20 protein-coding genes are annotated in these 20,344 nt (G+C 27.6%); 7 read left to right on the forward strand and 13 right to left on the reverse strand.

Features of this window, described 5'->3' with window-relative positions:
- Positions 1–88: 88 nt before the first annotated feature.
- Positions 89–1,417: an amidohydrolase family protein gene (locus tag IJE13_RS07195; protein ID WP_292778741.1), complete on the reverse strand. Its 1,329-nt coding sequence runs from the start codon at positions 1,415–1,417 to the stop codon at positions 89–91.
- A 769-nt stretch (positions 1,418–2,186) separates the two neighbouring features.
- Here IJE13_RS07195 and IJE13_RS07200 point away from each other — a divergent pair.
- A complete protein-coding gene (locus IJE13_RS07200; protein ID WP_292778743.1) occupies positions 2,187–2,768 on the forward strand; it encodes a carboxypeptidase-like regulatory domain-containing protein in 582 nt (193 codons plus the stop codon).
- 484 nt (positions 2,769–3,252) lie between these two features.
- On the opposite strand, the gene IJE13_RS07205 is transcribed toward IJE13_RS07200, so the two are convergent.
- The 8 genes from IJE13_RS07205 to IJE13_RS07240 form a co-directional block, all read right to left on the reverse strand.
- Positions 3,253–3,534, reverse strand: coding sequence for a hypothetical protein (locus tag IJE13_RS07205; RefSeq protein ID WP_292778745.1), 282 nt, complete (start codon positions 3,532–3,534; stop codon positions 3,253–3,255).
- On the reverse strand, positions 3,531–3,794 hold the full coding sequence (locus IJE13_RS07210) for a hypothetical protein (protein WP_292778747.1): 264 nt from the start codon (positions 3,792–3,794) through the stop codon (positions 3,531–3,533). The genes IJE13_RS07205 and IJE13_RS07210 overlap by 4 nt, the downstream gene beginning before the upstream one ends.
- A 661-nt stretch (positions 3,795–4,455) precedes the next feature.
- Entirely contained in the window at positions 4,456–4,878 is a 423-nt protein-coding gene (locus IJE13_RS07215; RefSeq protein ID WP_292778749.1) for a hypothetical protein, read from the reverse strand.
- Position 4,879: 1 nt separating this feature from the next.
- Positions 4,880–5,575 carry a hypothetical protein gene (locus tag IJE13_RS07220; protein WP_292778751.1) on the reverse strand — a complete coding sequence of 232 codons (696 nt, stop codon included), beginning with the start codon at positions 5,573–5,575 and terminating at the stop codon, positions 4,880–4,882.
- A 48-nt stretch (positions 5,576–5,623) separates the two neighbouring features.
- Positions 5,624–6,088, reverse strand: a complete 465-nt coding sequence (locus IJE13_RS07225; RefSeq protein WP_292778752.1) for a hypothetical protein — start codon at positions 6,086–6,088, stop codon at positions 5,624–5,626.
- Positions 6,075–8,072, reverse strand: coding sequence for an AAA family ATPase (locus IJE13_RS07230; protein ID WP_292778754.1), 1,998 nt, complete (start codon positions 8,070–8,072; stop codon positions 6,075–6,077). The genes IJE13_RS07225 and IJE13_RS07230 overlap by 14 nt, the downstream gene beginning before the upstream one ends.
- A gap of 1 nt (position 8,073) precedes the next feature.
- On the reverse strand, positions 8,074–8,241 hold the full coding sequence (locus IJE13_RS07235; RefSeq protein ID WP_292778756.1) for a hypothetical protein: 168 nt from the start codon (positions 8,239–8,241) through the stop codon (positions 8,074–8,076).
- Entirely contained in the window at positions 8,238–10,259 is a 2,022-nt protein-coding gene (locus IJE13_RS07240) for a DEAD/DEAH box helicase family protein (RefSeq protein WP_292778758.1), read from the reverse strand. Before IJE13_RS07240 ends, IJE13_RS07235 begins: the two co-directional genes overlap by 4 nt.
- A 529-nt stretch (positions 10,260–10,788) precedes the next feature.
- On the opposite strand from IJE13_RS07240, the gene IJE13_RS07245 reads away from it, so the two are divergent.
- Both IJE13_RS07245 and IJE13_RS07250 read left to right on the forward strand, forming a co-directional pair.
- The gene (locus IJE13_RS07245; RefSeq protein WP_292778760.1) at positions 10,789–12,084 is read left to right on the forward strand and encodes a cobalamin-dependent protein; all 1,296 of its coding nucleotides are present in this window, start codon (positions 10,789–10,791) and stop codon (positions 12,082–12,084) included.
- An 8-nt stretch (positions 12,085–12,092) separates the two neighbouring features.
- Positions 12,093–12,728 carry a hypothetical protein gene (locus IJE13_RS07250; protein ID WP_292778763.1) on the forward strand — a complete coding sequence of 212 codons (636 nt, stop codon included), beginning with the start codon at positions 12,093–12,095 and terminating at the stop codon, positions 12,726–12,728.
- Between the two features lie 240 nt (positions 12,729–12,968).
- Here the strand turns inward: IJE13_RS07250 and IJE13_RS07255 are convergent, their stop codons facing one another.
- Entirely contained in the window at positions 12,969–13,727 is a 759-nt protein-coding gene (locus IJE13_RS07255) for an abortive infection family protein (RefSeq protein ID WP_292778765.1), read from the reverse strand.
- Between the two features lie 284 nt (positions 13,728–14,011).
- On the opposite strand from IJE13_RS07255, the gene IJE13_RS07260 reads away from it, so the two are divergent.
- Genes IJE13_RS07260 through IJE13_RS07270 form a run of 3 tightly spaced genes read left to right on the forward strand, consistent with a single transcriptional unit; the run spans position 14,012 to position 15,528 of the window.
- Positions 14,012–14,773: a TIGR04255 family protein gene (locus IJE13_RS07260; protein WP_292778768.1), complete on the forward strand. Its 762-nt coding sequence runs from the start codon at positions 14,012–14,014 to the stop codon at positions 14,771–14,773.
- Positions 14,763–14,924 carry a hypothetical protein gene (locus tag IJE13_RS07265; RefSeq protein WP_292778771.1) on the forward strand — a complete coding sequence of 54 codons (162 nt, stop codon included), beginning with the start codon at positions 14,763–14,765 and terminating at the stop codon, positions 14,922–14,924. The genes IJE13_RS07260 and IJE13_RS07265 overlap by 11 nt, the downstream gene beginning before the upstream one ends.
- Positions 14,925–14,937: 13 nt before the next feature.
- Entirely contained in the window at positions 14,938–15,528 is a 591-nt protein-coding gene (locus tag IJE13_RS07270) for a hypothetical protein (RefSeq protein ID WP_292778773.1), read from the forward strand.
- 14 nt (positions 15,529–15,542) lie between these two features.
- On the opposite strand, the gene IJE13_RS07275 is transcribed toward IJE13_RS07270, so the two are convergent.
- Genes IJE13_RS07275 through IJE13_RS07285 form a run of 3 tightly spaced genes read right to left on the reverse strand, consistent with a single transcriptional unit; the run spans position 15,543 to position 18,969 of the window.
- Positions 15,543–16,811, reverse strand: a complete 1,269-nt coding sequence (locus IJE13_RS07275) for an NUMOD3 domain-containing DNA-binding protein (RefSeq protein WP_292778775.1) — start codon at positions 16,809–16,811, stop codon at positions 15,543–15,545.
- A 28-nt stretch (positions 16,812–16,839) separates the two neighbouring features.
- Positions 16,840–17,574, reverse strand: coding sequence for a hypothetical protein (locus IJE13_RS07280; protein WP_292778778.1), 735 nt, complete (start codon positions 17,572–17,574; stop codon positions 16,840–16,842).
- A 6-nt stretch (positions 17,575–17,580) separates the two neighbouring features.
- Complete coding sequence (locus IJE13_RS07285) at positions 17,581–18,969, reverse strand: AAA family ATPase (protein WP_292778780.1); 1,389 nt, start codon at positions 18,967–18,969, stop codon at positions 17,581–17,583.
- A 216-nt stretch (positions 18,970–19,185) separates the two neighbouring features.
- On the opposite strand from IJE13_RS07285, the gene IJE13_RS07290 reads away from it, so the two are divergent.
- Complete coding sequence (locus tag IJE13_RS07290; RefSeq protein ID WP_292778782.1) at positions 19,186–20,070, forward strand: pectate lyase-like adhesive domain-containing protein; 885 nt, start codon at positions 19,186–19,188, stop codon at positions 20,068–20,070.
- The last annotated feature ends 274 nt before the right edge of the window (positions 20,071–20,344 follow it).

Genomic DNA, 20,344 nt, shown 5'->3' on the forward strand with positions numbered 1-20,344 from the left:
CATTTTCTTTTTTTATAAACCCAAAAATAGTTCGTAAAATATAAAATAAATTTAGGAATTAAAAAAATAATAGGAATAGAAAAATTGCCTATTCCTCAGCTTCAGCTTCCCTTAACTCTTTCATTTCAGCAATAGCTCTTTTTGCCTCACTTAAGATATGGCCTTCATCCACAGTGAGAAGCTTTCTGTTTTCCATCAATATTTTACCATTACAGATAGTGGTGTCAACATTGGATCCATTTGCTGAATATACAAGATTGGATGAAAGTGCATTGCTCATTGGAGTCATGTTAGGATGATTTGTGTCAACGAGAATAAGATCTGCCTTTTTGCCAACTTCAATTGAACCTGCATCAATGCCTAATGCATTTGCACCATTATAAGTTGCCATGTTGATGACTTCATCAGCAGTAGCAAGTTTAGGATTGAGTGTTGAAACCTTTTGAAGAAGTGCTGCAAACTTCATCTCATCGAACATGTCAAGATTGTTGTTGCTTGATGCACCATCGGTACCTAATCCAACACATACACCTTGACTCAATAGTTCACCTATAGGTGCTGCACCTGATGCAAGTTTCATGTTACTGCATGGGTTGTGTGAAACCTTGACATCATACTTTTTAATCAAATCTATCTCATTTTGGTCTAACCATACACAGTGAGCAGCTACAATATCACTATCCAACATACCAATACTATCTAATAGCTCGAAGGGTCTTTTATTTTGATGGTTCTCCTTACAGTCATTAATTTCCTTCATTGTCTCATTCATATGAATGTGGATGCCAACATCATACTTATTTGCCTCCTTTCTGACCCTCTCGAGAAGGTCAACTGAAGCTGTATAAATTGAGTGTGGACCGAACATTGTGGTGATTCTTCCATCAGCAGTATTGTTGTGATTCTTGATAAGTGAAATGTTTTCCTTGAACTCATTTTCACGTTTCTCTTCGATTCCGAAATCGATCATCCCATATGACAGTACTGCCCTCATACCGATTTCCTCAACTGCCTGTGCAACTCCATCCATATAGAAGTACATGTCTGAAAATGTTGTGGTTCCTGACTTGATCATTTCAGCTGCACCGAGAAGTGCACCTATGTAGCAATACTCTCTGTTAAGGTGAGCTTCCATAGGCCAGATGTGGTCATTGAGCCAAGTGTCCAATTCCATATCATCAGCTATTCCCCTTAGAAGGGACATTGAAATGTGAGTGTGAGTGTTGACAAGTCCTGGCATCAATATCTTATCGGTAGCATCAATTACCTTTTCGGCACTTGCCTCTTCTATTGTCTTGTTTATTTCTGCAATCCTATCTTCAACGATAAGCACATCTGCAGTTTTCTCTTCTGTTTTACCATTTCCCAACGGATTCAATATGGTAGCGTTCTTGATTAATATGTTTTGACTTTCCATTGAAACACCTGAAGTCTTTTATGATTATTTGTAATTTAAAGTTTTATTTAATCTGTATTAATCTGAATTAATCTGTTTAATATATTATATTATTGACTAAATTAAATTTAAATATTGTCATGAAAAAAGAGAATGAATTGAAAAAAGGCTTTAGCCAAGAAAGATGATAGAAAATATATGAATAAAAAATTAGATTATTTAGACATATATTTTGGAAAAATAATACTCTCTAAATAGTTAGTTTGATAGTTTTAATAAATTTTTAATTATATAGTTTTAGGGTAATTTTTAATTTTCATTCCTGGCTAAAGACCTATATAAAGTATAATTGAAAAAATATCCATTATACTTTATTTATATTATGTAACTAATATCATATAAATTTTTTTAATTGTTTTTTGATAAAAAAATCAAAATCATTATAAATATTGCAAAATTCTTTAAAAATTGAAAAAAATGATGAAGGAATCTGTAAATCCCAATTAAAAAAAAGCTGCTAGAGCAATATGGCAAAATGCCATACCGCCCTTAACATGATTTGATAACTAAAGTGATATGTATTCTAACTCAGATATTAGAAAACATCACAAAATATGATATATTGAAAGTGATTAAAATATTTTTTGATAATCTTTTGCAAATGAAAGATATTATTCACAGATATTGAAAATTAAAAAGATTAAAACTGTGAAAATCAAAAAAATTATAGAAAAGAATAAAAAGAGAATGAATGATAATATTAATTAACTAATCTATTCGGGGGGATAATATGAATTCAAGAGACACAATAATCATATGCGCTACAGTCATCATCCTTATTGCACTTGGAATATTCCTTATGGCAAATCCATTTGAGAGCGCTCAAACTTCAATACTGACCATGGAAAACAGTCCAGCCTTAAATGAGGGAGACAGCCTGGTATTGAAGCTCAATGATGAGAACGGTTCAGCAATCAAGGGACAAAGAATAGAAATCAACCTTACCCATGCAAGCAATGGAATCACTGAAAACTTCACATTGAAGACAAACGAGAATGGCCAGTGCAGGCTTGAGGATCTGATAGCGGACAACTTCACAGTAAGCGCAAAGTATTATGGAAACAAGGAGTACAAGCCAGCCACCTTAAGCGGAAACATATATGTGAAAAAGACATCTAAAAGCAATAGCGTTCTAAACAGCGACAAGTACAAGACAGACAATAAGGTGGATGATGTCATTGACGGCTGGGACCCATCAGAACATGAGGTTTCCCGTGAGGACCTTGGTGATGGAACATATAGAATAACCTACGATGATGGATACTTTAGAATCGTGGATGAAGATGGAAACATATTGACTTACGGGTACTGATGATATTATCAGTACTTGACTTTTTTTCTTTTTTTTCAATAGTGAAATAAAAACTAATAAAAATAGAATTAATCCTAATTTAGATTAATTTAATAAAAGATAACCAACCCCTACAATATCAGCATGGCTGACATTTTCTAATCAAAGAAAATTATCCTTATTTTAAATTCACCGATTCAAACCCCTTATATGATGATTTCTGCATCAATAAGTCATTGAAGAGGAACCTATGATCAAACCCCTTTAAGATAATCAATGTTCCAATCCAAGGTTATTGATAAATCGTCATATGTTCCTATAGAATCAGTCAAATTCAGTTCAAGGACAACTGTAACCAACCCTTTTATTAATACAATAGTATACTATTATATACAATAGTTATTTTGTAAAATTTAGTATATTAAGTTTTTTATTTCAGCTTAAAATGCTGATGGAGTTAAGAATTGATTTTAATGGCTTTTATTTAATTTCAGTAAATAATCACCTAAAATATAAAAAACCTGTAATCATTTCTGCGTGGAATGATATCGAGTATTTCGATTTGCCTTTTGCTATCATTGATGTAGAATATTATTCTATAATTGCCAACCCTGGCACGATGGCATTTTGGACACTTGATGGATTTCAGCTGTTTAAAATCAGCTGCATGGGGATTTATTGAAATTTCCCTATATTTTCTATTGATTCTCAATAACAATTCCCTGTCATTTTTATGCTTTTTAAAGAATCTTTTAACATTATCATGCTCAAAAAGTTCATAGCTCATTTTTTAATCTCATTTTCCAGTTTTCTTATTCTCTCTTCCAAGTCTTCCAAAGTCAGCTTGGTAAGATTTTCGAAATCACCATTTTCAAATTTTTCTATCTCATTGTTATAGAATTCGGCTTCCTCATCAGTAAATTCCTCATTGGATTTGTAATAGTTTATCAAGAACATGATCACATCATTGAATGTATCGTTTTTAGAGGCCAATTCAGATAAGGACTCATGGGTGCTTTCGGAAATTTTTATGGTTTTGGTCATCATAATATCACTAATTATAGTATACTCAGTATACTATAAATATTTTTCCAATATCTAAAATTAAATTAGTAAAAACTGGAATATAAGTTTTTTCTCAAAAATAACATCAATATTGACTTAAAATTGAAAAATAATGATAATTTATAAACTATTTATTATAAATAGTAAAATTAACAGTTTAATTATAATTTTACAGAATTAAATCAATTTTACAATTCATCAATATTGGATTTAAAATATCTAAAAATAATAAATGTGTTGATTGATTGAAAAAAACGTGTTTGTATACAGGAAAAACAATTGGGGATTTGTCTTTCCTGCATATATAAAATGAGGACAACTATGAAATAAAAAGAAATAGTACAATTGGATTTCAATCGTACCTACTATTATGTTTGTTATAATCGTTTATAAAGATTTCCGAGTGTAAGCGCTTGCTTGCATGCTCAAATAAGGATTTTAAGGATGGAGAGAGAGTTTTAGTTTTGTTTGTGATGTATAGAATAATTTTGATAGATATATGATAGATATTAGATAGATATTTAATAGCTATTTGATGGATAAGTGATAGATAAGTGATAGTTAGTTAATAGATATATTATTGATATTTAATATCTACTTGATAGATAAGTGATAGATATATGATTACTATTAGATAGATAACTTAATCTTCAAAGTGGTCATCAAGCAGATTGTTTATCTCTCTAAAATACTTGATTTTAATTTCAGCTGCAGTATTTCCGAATCTTTCAAAACCTACATCTGCATCTTTCAATTCATCTTTGGAAATAGGAGTGGTTAAAAGATTGATTGAACTTTTTTTAAATAGATAATATCCATTATACCCTTTTTCCATTGTATCTATTCTATCTTCCATTATTCCGCTTGCAACTATAGCATTATTGTACTGGAACAATATTAAAGTACCTTCAGGATCTGCTACATTGTTTTTATAGAAATGAAATTTGGCATCTGAAGGTAGCTTTTGTGTGAAAAAGTTTTTCATGGCTTCTTCATCTTCAAAATCATAATCAGACGAAGAAGTTGGTAATATTCTGATTTGTCTTACTCTTTTTTTAGGGTACATTTTAATCCCCATATAAATTTACTATCCATTTAATCCAAGATCTAACTGACATTGCTCTTCTTTTTAAAGTAACATCTGAAGAAACATTATAAATTTTATTCTTTTTTAAAATATCAAAAATTTCATCTGAAGTAGGTATTCTCTGGTAATCTAAATAAAATCGAAATACATCATGGAAAGGTTTATGTTGCAAAATCAATTTTACAATAGCTAAATTCCTTTCTTTAATATCTAATGAAAAGACCCCCAATCCAATTTGATTTAAACTTCTTTGCTTAGATTTTTCATGATTTATTAATCCCAAATACATTCCAGCAGAAATATAAAAACTATATTGTCGAGGATTAATATCAAACATTTTCATTATTTGTTCTCTACTTAAAGATTTATGTTGATACAATTTTTCACAAATTTCAATAAAAATTTCAAAAATATCTGCTTGTGGGAAAGGGATTTTTGGTTCTCTTATAATGGGAACTGATTTAAAAATAGCTAAAACTTCTTCAAAACTAAATAAAACTTTTTGATTTCTTTTTATAGAATAATATTCGCTTTTATTTAAAAAGATAGGAGTGCGATCAAAATAAATTATATTTCCTTCTGAATCAATTAATGACCCATTAAAAAAATATTCTTCTATATCTGCTGTTTTATCAGCATCTTTAATTTCTATTAAAGAATAAGATTTTTTATCCATTTTTACTCCAAAAAATAAAGAATAATAGTTTATAAAAAACTATTATACTTATAAATCCATTTCTTCAATTTTTTTAATGATTTTATCATCTTTATTCAACTTTAGAATATGTATCCTTAAAGTTTCGATAAAATCATCTTCACTACCTACATATGCTGAATTTAAAAAGTCTAATCCTCCATTAGCATACTGTTCGGCAACATCAAATATTTCAGAACTATCTTCTGCCAACACGTGTATCCCTTTCTCAGATTTAGTAATAGCTAATGCATTAATCAAAGAAGGTAAATTTTTCCCAAAGTTCTCTGCATTTAGGAAATTATCTTTAGTTTCAATCGGAAGCTTAATGTTCTTCATATATCCATAAGCTAAAGCTAAAGTAAAAATATCCCTAGCAAAATATTTATTTTTTTTATTTAAAGGACCAGAACGTTCTAATAAATTTTTATATGTGGTATTAGTACCTTTTTCACGGTTTAACCTATTTGAAACACTTAATTCAGATTTGGCCATGTTTAACAATCTCCGTTTTATCCTCTGAAGGTTTTAATTCGTATTCATCTACAATATTCTTTAACATATTAGCTCTCACATCATCAGTATATTGACTATCTGTAAATAAGAAAACAATTTGTTTATCTTTAGTGAAATTATGTAAATCTTTAATAAAATCAATTCTTTTACCTTTATCCAATTTTTCTAAAGGTGCATCAATAATTAAAGGAATTTCAAATCCGCTTAAACTATGTAATGCCATCATGAAAGATAAAGCTAACAAACTCTCTTCACCATCAGACAAATCTCCAGGATTAATATCCCTACCAGATGATTTGGTAATTTTAATTTTATAATTTTCTTCAATAGTTACATCAGTATACTTTCCATATTGCCAATCAATACCGATAAATTGGTCTCGAATCTTATCATTAACTTTTCCACGAATATGTGATTGAACATTATTTTTCAAGTCAGTGATAGTTCCCATAGCTTGCTCACAAAATTTGATTTTATTGCTTAAAACTTTTAATTCACCATCAAGAACTTCAGATCTATCACGTTCATCTTTTAATTTTTTGATTTCATTATCCAAACTAGAAACTTTAGAACTTAACTGAATATTCTCTTGTCTAAGCCTATCTCTCTCTTGTTTATTTTTTTGAAGATGTTTTTCATATTGTTCTACTTCTTCTAAATCAAAAGAAGCTAATTCTTTTGATATTGACTCTATTTGGGTATCTAAAGTAACTTTTCTGGCTTTAGCAGTTATAATATTCTCTCTAAGAGTTTCGATTTTTGGAAGGTCTTTTAATCTTTTAATAACATCTTTTATATCATAATAATCCTTATAGAATGTTTCTACCTTGACTCCGCTAGTGCCTCTTAACCTTTTTTTAAGTTCTTCAACACATTCAGGATGATCTGCAAGTTTAGTACCACAAATACAATATCCATCTTCTAAAATATCATTCAATAAGTCTCTTTCAATTTCAGGAGGGGCTGTTTTCTTCTCTCTAGCTTCATCAGCAATTTCTATAGATTTAGTTAATTCATCAAATAAAACAGTTAAAGGGAATAATTCTAAAATAAGAGATTCATACTCTTTTGTATCATTTTTAATATTGTTTTTAACTGTTTCTAATTCATTTTCTAAAGAATTTCTATTAGCATTTAATTCCTTTGCATAATCTGAATCTACTTTTTCGAGTAGATCACTATAATGTGTAATATTATTAACTGCAATATCAACTAAATCGTGATTATCAGAAATCTTTTTCTCTTTTTGAGCTTTTTCCTTAATTTTTTCCTCAATAAGTTTATTATAATTTTTTTGTCCTTTAGGTTTTTTATCTTTATATCGGTTATTAAGTGTAGTGTATGTTCCACTTAAATGATTAGAAACATCATTTATTAAATCTATTTGGGAAATTTCTTCAATGGAATTTTTTAAGCTTAAATCTGAATCATCTTCAAAATAATTAGCCAATGTTGCTCCATTAAAGAAGAAATATTGGAACATATCACGAGGGATCTTAGTTTCAATTTCATAAATAGCCAAATCATCTTCTTTAATTTCTTTATCAGTTTCTTCTACAATTAGATAACTTTCATAAGGTGATTGCCAATCCGCAGTACCCCATTTTTGGAAAGGTAATTCCCTACTTACAACAAAATATTTTTTAATTAAATCCCCATATTCATCTTCTTCAAAATAGTAAAATCGTATTTTAACACTAACTAAAACTTCAGCTACAGAACTATTTTCCTCTTCAACTTCACTAGCTGCTCTTAAATTATATAATGGTTCAGATTTATCTCTTACATCATGAAGTTCTTCACCATATAAACACCAAGTAAAAGCATTTACAAGAGAAGTTTTACCACTACCATTATTAGCCAAAATAATAGTCAAATTCTCTTCATCATTGTAGCCAAAATTTACCTTCTGAGTACCATAAAAAGGCCTAAAATTAGTTATTTCAATAAAATCTAAAAACATATTAGTCCTCCATAGAAGATTCTATCATATTTTCATATTGGGCCTTATAACGATAATTATCAGGATTTCTTAACTCATATATAATAGCTTTAATGAAAAAATTTTTCATCTTCTCATCATAATCCGAATTTTCAATATATTCAATTATTTCTAAACTATCATTTTTCATCTATTTTCCTCCCATTTCTTCATAAATAATTTACTACATTCTACATAATTATCAGCTAAATCTGCATATTCATCATATCGTTTTTGTTCATTTTTAATAATTCTCTTGATATAATCTGGCTCATTTTTAATATTTGGAAATACAACTAAATCAAAAATATTTGCCTTTTCTTTTCCAGGGCTCTTTCTTAAAACACGGCCTCTTCTTTGAACATGTTGACGTGAATTTAATGTGCTTGCCATTAAAATAGCTGTTTGAGTTGAAGGTACATCAACACCTTCATCTAAACATTTAATACCAACCAAAACCTGGAAATATCCGCTTGAAAACAATCTTAATATACGATCTCTCTCTGACTCTCCATGAACTTTCTTTGTGCTTTCTTCACCAGTAAACTGATGATTAGAAATACCTAATTCATTTAAATATTCTAAAATTTCCCTTTTTTGTTCACCAGTGCAGTAAATAATTAAATCTTTAATATCTTTATTATTTCTTAAGAAATCTCTTAAGAAAGCCATTTTTGCTTCAGCATTATTTATAATATTCCTACGTTTTCTTTGAAAACTTCTAAGAGCTTTTTCTTCTTTTTGAGTTAATTTTTCTTTACCTATAAATCGAGACATTTTATGAGTATAATACATATAATCTTCTAATTCGTTTTTATCCAGATCAATAAATTGAGGATAATAATTATAATGAGTTAAAAAACCATTTTGAATAGCTTTCTCTAAGTCATAAGTATATACTATTCCCCCAAAATAATCATAAACTAAATCAGTTCTTTCAAAATCATCTTCAATTTCAGGAGTTGCACTTAAACCTAAACGATAATCATATTTATCAGGAATGAGACCTTTTCTAAACTCAGTTGCACCAATACCATGAACTTCATCAACTATGAGTAATATTTCACCATCATATAAATTGATTTTATCCATAAATTTCTTTCTTGCAAATGTATTAAAAGTGGTAAAAATAACTAATTTTCTATTTAGTCCAGATTCTAAATCTCCAATTGAAGCTAATAACTCTGAAGTCCAATTAGGATTGTCTCCATCAACATTTAAAAAATCACCTTTATAATCAAATAATTCTAAATTTCTTTCCCATTGACTTATTAAGTGTTTTTGAGGACAAACAATTACCGTCATTAATTGACTTTTTTTACTAGATAACTCATCAAAACAAGATAATGCAGTAAATGTTTTACCAGTCCCAGTTGCCATGGCAAAAATACCCTTCATATCATTATCTAACCAAGATTTTAATGCATCATTCTGATATTCTCTTAGTTTAGGTTTATGATTCAATGGTAATTCTTCTAATTCTTTTCTGGATTTTGGTGCTATTTCAACTAATTTTTTCTTAGTGGCTTCAGGAACTTCAAAAATAGCTAATGAAGGATCTAATCCTTTCCAAAAATTTTCAAAATCTTTTTTATCATCTTCCATATATTCTGGATTTTTCCAACTGAAAAATACTTTTAAAGATTCTATATTATTTTTCCAACCATATGCAGTTTCATTAACAGATCCATTAAATAGCAACGAATCTCCCAATTCATCATACATAATACCTATTTTAGAATGTAACATTCCATTAGAATAAGATCCATCACTTTTTTTATTTATTCCTATTTTAACTTCTAAATACCCATTAGCAACCATCCATCCAAGGACTTTGACATGATTTCTAACTAATTCATCTTCAATAGAATTATAATCTCTTAAAAATTTCTCATCGATAATATTCTTTAAATCTTCAGAATTATTTATAGATTTTAAATCTTCTTCATCTAATTGAGCGCCACAAATTAATCTCATATGTCCATTATTTTTTATAAATTTATCAATACCACGAGCAGCCACTGCAAGACTTGTAGAACTGAAAAAACCAGAAATACGATCATATCTAATAGATTCTGATAAAACTTTATTATAAAAATCGTTAACGATATCTGAATTAGCGGAGTTATAACTAGGCTTGATTTCAGATTGAATTTCTTTAAATGACATAATTTAACCTTTTTATTCGTTAATTAAAAAATTACGAAACAATTACAATTTCCCCATTTGACATCAATATTAATATTATGTTGTAAAATAATATAAATCTTACTAAAAAGTTCTTAAATTGGATATTTAGAACATAAATCAAATATTTTCAAAAATATAGAAAAATTAGAAAAAATTAAATGATTTAAAAAGATTTAAATCGTTTTTAATAAAATATAAATTCTTTTTTAGATCTAAAACAAAAAGATCATAAAGATCAAATCGATTAAGTAATATATTGTAAACTATTTATGAATTAAAGATTAGATCTTTTAGAAAAATATTGATATGTTCAATATTAAAATTAATATACTAAAAATTATTTGAAAAAGATAGGAATTTTAAACAAAATATTAATAATTTAATAATTTATTTAAAATATGTTCAATTATAAAGTTTGATCCAAAAATCAACTGTTTTAAAATTCGATCGAAACTATTAAATAAGATCAAAACCTATATATTTTTGTAAAGTATAGGAGGTGATATTAATGTTCGAAGATTGGATAACAGATGATGTTAAATGTGTCTTACTAGTGGAACCTAATTTTCCAATTCCTGGAAAAAGTAGAAACCACTCTAATTTTTTACCTATTGGACTTTTAAAAATCGCTTCCTATTTAAGAGAAAAGGATATTAAAATCAAATTAATCCGTTTTGAAGAACCTAAATTGGATTATGCCCAAACCACTTTGGATTTTGGAGATACAAATGAAGTAGAAGATGGATTTAAACCCGATTTAATCTGTGTAACTTCTATTTTTACTTACTGGTCCAAATATGTTAAAAATGCTGTACAATACTACAAACATAAATTTAAGAATACTCCAATTATTGTAGGAGGTATTTATGCATCTTTAATGCCAGATCACTGTAAGGAATATACCGGCTGCGATGATGTAATTCTTGGAACAATACCAGAAGCTGAAAAACTAATCCCTGCATATGATTTAGTTGATGTGGATTATCAGATTCTACACACTACTAGAGGTTGTATACGTAAGTGTGGGTTCTGTGGAACTTACATTATAGAACCAGAATGGCTATGTAAAAAAAGCATTAAAGATGAAATTGTTAAGAAAAAGCTAATCTTTTATGATAACAATCTTTTAGCAAATTATTATATTGAAGATATTTTAGATGAGTTAATTGAACTTAAAAAAGAGAAAAAAATAACTTATGTAGAATCACAATCCGGATTTGATGGCCGTATAATGTTAAAAAATCCTCATTTAGCTAAAAAACTAAAAGACGCTGGATTTAAAAATCCAAAAATAGCTTGGGATCACAGTGCAAAACAAGCAAAATACATCAAAAAACAAGTTGATTTATTAGTAGACGCAGGATTTAAGGAAAAGGAAATCAGCATTTTCATGATTTACAATTACGACCTAGACTACAATGAAATGGAAGAAAAAAGAGTAAATTGTGCAAATTGGGGAGTGCAAATAACCGATTGTCGTTATAGGCCTTTGGATCAAACATTTGATGAATACAGTCCAAGTAAACACAAAGGCCAGACTGAAGAAGATTATCATATCAACGAAAATTGGACAGATCAAGAAATAAGAAAATTCAGGAGAAACATTAGAAGACATAATATTTGTATGAGACACGAGGTAGATTTCCACTCTACATTACTTGAAAGAAAAAAAGTTCCTCAAGAGGATGCTAAAAAGTACAGAGAAATGAATTATGAGGAAGTAAAAGATGATTTACCAGATGCATGGACTCCTTTTAAGTTCCATGAAGCAAATGAACAAGATTATTTTGAATTAAAAAATTAGAGGTTAATATGTGTTTTGAAATGTTTAATAACCCTATGGTTTTTGCTACAATAATTGCTGCAATCTTAGGTGCATTTATTGCATGGGTATTGGCTCTTTTTACAGAAAACTATAGATTTAATAAAAAAAAGAGAGGGGCATATGCTCTCTTAAAATCAGAAATATTTCTATATATCGACTCATTAAAAGACTATGAAGAAAACTACTTAAGAAATGATATAAACAATGCTAATGATGAAAAATATAAAAAAGAATTAGAAAATTTTTATAAAAATCTAAAATTTTTTCCAAAGTATGAAAATAAAAAATGGGATAAGTTAACTTCATTTATACCAAGTATCATGAATCAAAACCAAATAATACAAATTAGTAAATTTTATCAAAAATATGATAAAATATACATGGTTTCAATAAATCTTTCGAATAAAATTGCAAAACCTAAAATATATTTAGAATACCCTGATGAAACAAAAAAAGTTATGGGGTATGAAAAAGTTAAGTACAATGAAATAAATAATGAGAGAATATATTTCAAAAATGAAGTAAGACAATTAATTGAAGATGGAGAATCAATATTATCTTTTCTTGATAAAAATATTGAAAAAAATTTAAATAAAAAATTAACAGTTAAAAAGCTTCAATGATAATTTGGATTCAATTGAAACAAGCTACAATATGATAAAAGAAACTATTAAAAAAGAAGATATGACTTAATACCTTATCCTAATTCATTTGAAGACAAAATATTGGAAATAGGGCCTAAAGGACAGAAAAAGTGATGATGCTTATAATACATTCTTTAAAAGGATGTGCTAAAACATGTTTCTTTTTGAATAAGGGGATTGTTGGGATAGAAGAAAAAAGATAAAAAATTATAAAAATATTTATAATTTAAAATATTCATCGATGCTAGAAATAAAATTTAAAGTGTTAACAATATTTTTAAAAATTAATAAACTCTCTTCTTGATTTAAAACTGGATTATCATGTGCATAAGACATATTATTACGAACATGATTAAATTCTGAAAACAAAGATATGCTCTGTTTTAAAATAGATTTTGACATAGCAGAATCAAAATGATAAAATTCCTCAATGAAATTTAAATATTTTTTTAATAATTGATCAATATTATCCTTTTTTTCAAATTCAATACCATGAAAAGTACAAATCTCTCTAAGTTTATTTTGAACTAAAGTATGTAATCTATCCAAAGCAAAAATAGGTTTGCCTTCAGAAGAACTTTTATTAATTTCTCTTATTAAATCAATTATTCTATCTTCGGAAGAATCTTCGTCAATTAAAGTATTTGAATTATACTTTTTTAAAATATCTTTTGCTCTAAGTAATAAATGTTCATCACATCCATAAAAATAACTAAATTCATAATATTCTACTAAATCATTAATTAATTTTAAAACTAATTTTTCATCTTCATTCCTAAGAATATACCTTAAAATATTTGCTTTCGAAGAACTACCAAATTTATTCTCAACTTTATATTTATATTCATCAGAATAAATATCAATCCCAATAGAATCGGCTACAAAAGTACTGAATGTGCCGTTTGAAAAATCTAAAACAAAACCTTCACTCATTTCCATAAGTTTTTCAAAAAATCCTAATTCAGCTAATGAAAACATAATCTTCCTCCAATATACTTATATTCAAGAGATATTTTATACATTATTCTATCTATATTTAAGATAAAAATAAATCATTAATATGTATGTTCATAATATTTTTAAAAATTACTCTAATAACATGTTAAAATAGTAAAAATTAATTTTTTTAAATTTTATAATTAATTACAGGTTCAAACAATATATTAAGAAATTTTTATATATTAACAAAATATAATATATATTGTTCAAAACAACAAAAGATAAAACCAATTTTTACCAGATCATTTGTTTTTGGTGTTATTATGAGTAAAACAAAATATCCTAAAAATTTTCTAAATGAAGTAATTTTTAAAATAGAATTCCCTCCAATCTTAGAACTGTACAATACAAAAAAAGAATCCGCGGCTAAATTTCAAGAAATAATTTTTAAAGAATTTGGTGATGCTAAATTTAATACAAACAAACATATTAATGTAAAATTAGATAATGAGGGTATTCCTATTGGTAGTGATAGTGAAGAGAATTTGATTTGGAGTTTTTTTAATAAAGATGACAAGAGAGTTGAACTAAGTGCCACATCTCTCGCATTGATTTATAAAGGTTCTTATTATACTACTTTTGAAGATTTTTCAGAAGATGTTGATCTGATTTTAAAAGGATTGAAAAGTTATCCTATTACACAAATAAAATATATTGGACTTAGATATATTAATCAAATTGACATAAGAAATTATGAAAATTTAGACGATTATATTAATCCTAACTTACATCTGATTAACAAAGAATTTGATGAAAAATTACTTATTCAATCTTTAAGTAGAGTTGAATTAAGTATTGAAGATTATATCTTAGCTTTCCAATTTGGTCATTTTAACCCAGAATACCCAAATATTTCATCTAATAAAGATTTTATTTTAGATTATGACTGTTACCTTAAAGGTAATGAATCCTTTGAAAATATTAAAAGTGACTTGTTAGAAATGAATGAGATTATTTACAACCAATTTGAAAAAAGTTTAGAACAGGAATTAAGAAAAATTATGGGGAATTCTGATGACTACTAAATATTTTGCTAAAAATGTTGTGGATAAACCTATCAAAGAAAAAAATCCTAAAATTATTAAACAAAAATCCATTAAAGATATAAAATTTGATACTGGAAGATATAGGACTAATACTACTAGAATAAAAAAAAGCATTCCACTAGATATATAAGCGTTTGATATATATGAAATCAAATATTGTTTCTCAGTTTCGAATAAACGACACAAATCGTGTTTTGCAAGGAGATTTATTAAAAAATGTTGATATGCAAATATATAATATTAACTTAAAAAAATTAGAAATTATAGAATTTCCTTATATTGTAGTATTATCTCAAGATTGTGATTTAGAACAAGATTTCAATAAACATGAAAAATTAAAAGAGAGTGAAAACATATCTAAAGACCAGTTAAAACCTATCCATGATAAATTTTTACCATCGATTCTTGTTTCAGAATGTTTCCCCGCAGAACAAGTTAGATTAGGCGAACATCTAGAAAATAATGGATTTTTTATGAATAATTATGGTAAAAAAAGTAGTACTTCTTGGAAAAAGATTATGCAAAATGAAATTCCTCGTTACCATTTTTTAAAGGATTCTGAAGAATTTTCTCATGGAGATTTGGTTATTGATTTCAAAAGATATTATACTATCCCTAGAGATAATTTTTATAATATTCATAAAGAAAAATATTATTGCTCTTTGAATGAGTTACATAGAGAGAATTTATCTATTAGATTTTCACAATATATTTCTAGAATAGGTCTACCTTAGTTTGCTATTCTTGTTTAGTCCCAATTTTTTTTATTATTAAAGGTTATAATCAAATCATGAATAATACTAGGACTAACAAACTCCTTAAAAGTTCCAATAGCTATTTTCTTCCCATTAAATTTAGCAACAAAACAACTTCTAGGTAACAAACCATCCTCATTATTTCTAAACATTTCACTTTTTCTATATTGAACTTTACTGGTTTCCCAAAACTTATATTTTTGTTTTTTAGGTTTTTGTTTCTGTTTTTTATTAAATTCTAAAGTCTTTTTAGCCTTTTCCTCATCCACTACTAACCATAACAATCCTTTATCTTTAACTAATTTTTCAAGTTTTTCAATATCTACAGAGGAAATTTGTTTTTTATTATCTTCATCATCATAAAAAGTGTATCTGTAAATAAACCCTTGGTCAACTCCTTTTGCATTTTGTTTTGAAACATGGAAGAAACCTGTACTTGAACTTATTTTACTCATTTCTATAACTTTTTCAATACTTTCTTTCCTACCTTTTTGAGCATCCCCTATTTTCCTTTTATGCTCTTCTGAAAGATGTTTACCTAACCAATATCTAGCATTATTTTCACTCATCTTTTTAAGTGACTCCTCTGTATGTTTTTTACCATAAAAAGGATTGTTCTCTCCACTATTTTTAATCGAAACCTTTTTTCTGACTTCTGGCCTGCTCATTGGATTATTTTTTCCTTTTGAAAGTCCTTTTTCAATTCTAGTTTTACTAATTTTGGCTCTTTCTTCTTCAGTATGTTTTCTACCTAATATTGGGCTATTTTCTCCTCTACGACCATACATCGGATTCTTTGAACCAGCCATTTTTCCTTTCAAAGCCCTACTGATTTTTTCTGAATGTTCCTTACTTCTTATTTTACCATAATTGGGATTATTTGGACCACTCATTGAAGCATTTATTTTCCTTTTATGCTCTTCAGTATGTTTTGTACCAAAATTAGGATGATCTTCACCAGAACCTAATCCATCTCCACCTACTGTCATATTATAATGAAAATCATCTTCAAAAGCATTATAAATTTTAATATACAATTTTTCAAAACGGTTCAGATATCGTGGTTTGCAGCATTTGATGATTTTTAGTTCAAAATCATCTTCATCATATTTTAACATGGCATTGTCTATTTTAGACACTGGAGCATGCATCCCTCTTTTATGCTCTTCGAATCTTCTTTTAATATCAATGCTTTGACCAATATAGATTTGTCCTGTACTTTTTCTAGTAATGGAATAAATTCCACATATATTATTTTTCATAATAACCATTTAATTAAAAAAAAAATAGCTAATTTAAAGATTCATTTTCTAAAAACTCATCAAAGTTTGTACTAGGTATTATTTTATAAGAGTTTATAATATTTCCATCTTTTAATCTGTCAAAATGCCTTTCTAACCCTGTGCTCATACTTTCTAATCTTTCTTTTTGAGGATTATACTTTCCATCTTCAGTATAAGTACTTACAAAAACAATTAATTTTTTTTCAATGGTATTTAAATAGTCTTCTATTTCTTTTTCATCAATATCTGAATCATATTCTTTATATAATTTAGGAATAGCCACCCTTAATGATTCAATGGGTTTTAAAATTAAAGAATGTTTAACATTATCCCCATAATATTTCTTAATCTTATTTAAATCTCTTTTATATTTTGAAACACATTTAAATTTTTTAGGAAATGCATATATTTCATCCACAAAATTATATAATAAATCTTTAGGATCAGGATCATCTAAATTATGGAATTTAAATTCAATAATATATAAAGAAAGTTTTTCATCTTCTTCTTTAAAATAAAGGGCATCGGCGGTTTTTGGAAGATTATTATTTAAAGCACTACTACCTTTAGCAATATCATCTAAGGAATACATCTTCTTTTCGTTTTCAATTAGAGATTTTCTTTTTCCAGAATGTTTTCTAGATATTTCGGTAATAGTATCAAGATATTTATGATTATTGTTTTCACCATCGTCAAAACTTCTCAAAAATTTAATAAAATCTTGATTATTTAACTTAGACATTTAAAACTACCTCTCTAATCGTTTTTTCAATCTAAGCTGATCAACTAATTTATATGCATTACCAAGATTTTCATAAATCTTATATAATTCATTAGATTCAACTTTAATGAAATTATATTTATCTTCAATCTCTGATTCTTCAGTTAAATAATAATTTATATCATCAGCCATGTCATAATACTCTGTAAATGCGTCAATTGATTCAATAAACATTGGACTGTGAGAATTAATATAAAGAGTGATATCTAGTTCTTTAGCTAAAAGAACCAATATTTCAGCAAATCTAAATTGCCATTCCGGATGTAAATTAACTTCTGGTTCATCTATTATTAAAAAAGAACCAGGCTTTAGTTTCTCTTTCTTAAGTAATAATTGTAAAATACCGAGTTGTTTGATTCCTGAAGAGGTATTTACTGTAAAATATGTGGAGTTTTCTGTTTCTAATTTAAAGTCCCCTTGGTAAAATTGAGGTTGAAAATAACCTTTAAAAAGACTATTGATCTTATCTATAACATGATTAAATATCGAATCATATTCAATTGATTCCATATTTTCTCCCCCATATAAATCAGTTATCAAATGTGATACATGTTCCTTGAGACCAATATAATCATAGTCAGCATCATTAAATACTTCTGAATTCATAAAATTAAAAATATTTAAAATTGAAAATGAATCTATATAAAAAGCATTGCTTGAAACATTTAATGAACCATTTATGTCATTTAAACAAATTTCATTTAATTCATCAAAATTAATTTTGATGTTTGAAGCATTAAACAAATCACGAAGAGGAAGAAGAGTAGTATTGATTCCAAAACTTCCTTCCGCAAAATAAATCATGTCTTTTTTAGTTTCCAGTATTGATTCAAAAGTAGAGGAATAGATTTTTAATGTTCCTGGAAACCCTATTAATTTTTCATTATAAAGTAATTCTTTAAAAATACGAGAAAACATTGTATTTTCATCATAAAAATCAAATAATTCTAAAATAGCTCTTAATGATTCAATAAAATCAAATTTACCTCTTAAAGATATTTCATTTGTTTTTTTTAAATAATCCAATTCCTCATCTTCTACATAATATTGTTCTTTGTATTCCTCATATTCTTCGATAATTTCAGAAAAATCATCTTCTATTATGAAGTTTTTTTTAGGATTACTAATATTGCTTACATTAATTTTTAAAACACTATTTATCTCATCAATTAATAAATTTACAACATTTTCTTTTTTACTCAAATAACTTGATTTTAAAAAACAATATAATAATCTACTTACTGTAGATTTACCACTGGAATTGATTCCACCAACAACATTAATTTTATTTATATTAATGTTGGCTTTATTAATTGCACCAATATCTTCTATTTCCAAATTTAAATCATTAGACATCTTATTCCCCTATAAAAGTTAAAAAATAGTTATATAATAATATAAAGTTAATAATATAAAGGTTTTATTTAAAATTTTTCAAAATATTCAAGTGTATTAACGAACTACATTCCAATCTCATTTTACAATTTTTCATAAATCCAATCACTAAGCTATGAAAATTGAAACAGTTAAGTAATATTAATCACAAAAATAATATTACTTACTGGTGATGCAATGAAAGACTTCAAATATCTTGACTATTTGATCCATAGCGGATTGGCCGAAATCATGCTCAATTCAGACATAACACTCTCTGAAGGTGAGGAATCAATATATGGGGAAGGAATCAGATTGGATGGGGAAAACCTGACCATAGACGGTAACGGCCACACAATCGATGCCAAATCATTGGCAGGGATATTCTATTCAAACTCAAAGGGCATCACCCTTAAAAACATAACATTCAGGAACTCCTCATGCGCCATATACAATGATGAAGGTGAGATGAGCATAGAAAACTGCAGATTCATCAACAATGCATCAAGGTCAAACGGCGCAGCCATACACAACTACAAGGGCAGAATGGACATAAGCCATTGCAGATTCATCCAAAACAAAGCAAATATGGGTGGCGCAATATGCAACTACAGGGCCCAGATGACAATAAGAAAGTCAAGGTTCAGGAAAAACCATGCCAGATTCTTTGGCGGTGCAATATACAGCGCCGGCGATGATGTGAAGCTCATATCATCCCAACTGAGTGAAAACACTGCAGAGATAGGTGGAGGAATATTCTCTGGAAACGGCAATCTCATCATCAATGAATCATTGCTGAATCAGAACACCGCAAAGGTCGGCGGAGGAATTCACAATGAGAGAATCCTAAGCATATTTAAATCCAAACTGATCGAAAACCAGGCCTTGGAGCATGGAGGGGCAATACACAGCTTTGATGGAAGAGTGAACATAAGGGAATCCGAAATCATTGAAAACACAGCCCAAAAGCATGGAGATGGAATGTTTTCAAACAATCCGGACTGCGAATTCGAGAGCTGCATCATTGAAGATGGAATCCATGAAATAGCTAATTTCATTCAAAATGGAAATGATGCTCTTTAGGGCGAATAGGACATTTTATAGAATATTTACTTAAACTACTTTTACAAATTCCACCGAACCACTTTTAAAAATCTCTGAACAAAAATAGCATAAAAATCATAAAATATTTGCCTTTACAAGTTTACCATACAAAACTATACATAACTTTTCTCATCTAATTTTGCTTCTTTTTTACCATATCATCATAATTTTTCAATATTGCATCAATATTGACCTTAAATTTAAGAAAACATTTAAATAGAACCATATACAAAGTATTTTTAAAAATAAAGAA

The organism is Methanobrevibacter sp., from assembly GCF_017410345.1.
GTDB lineage: Archaea > Methanobacteriota > Methanobacteria > Methanobacteriales > Methanobacteriaceae > Methanobrevibacter.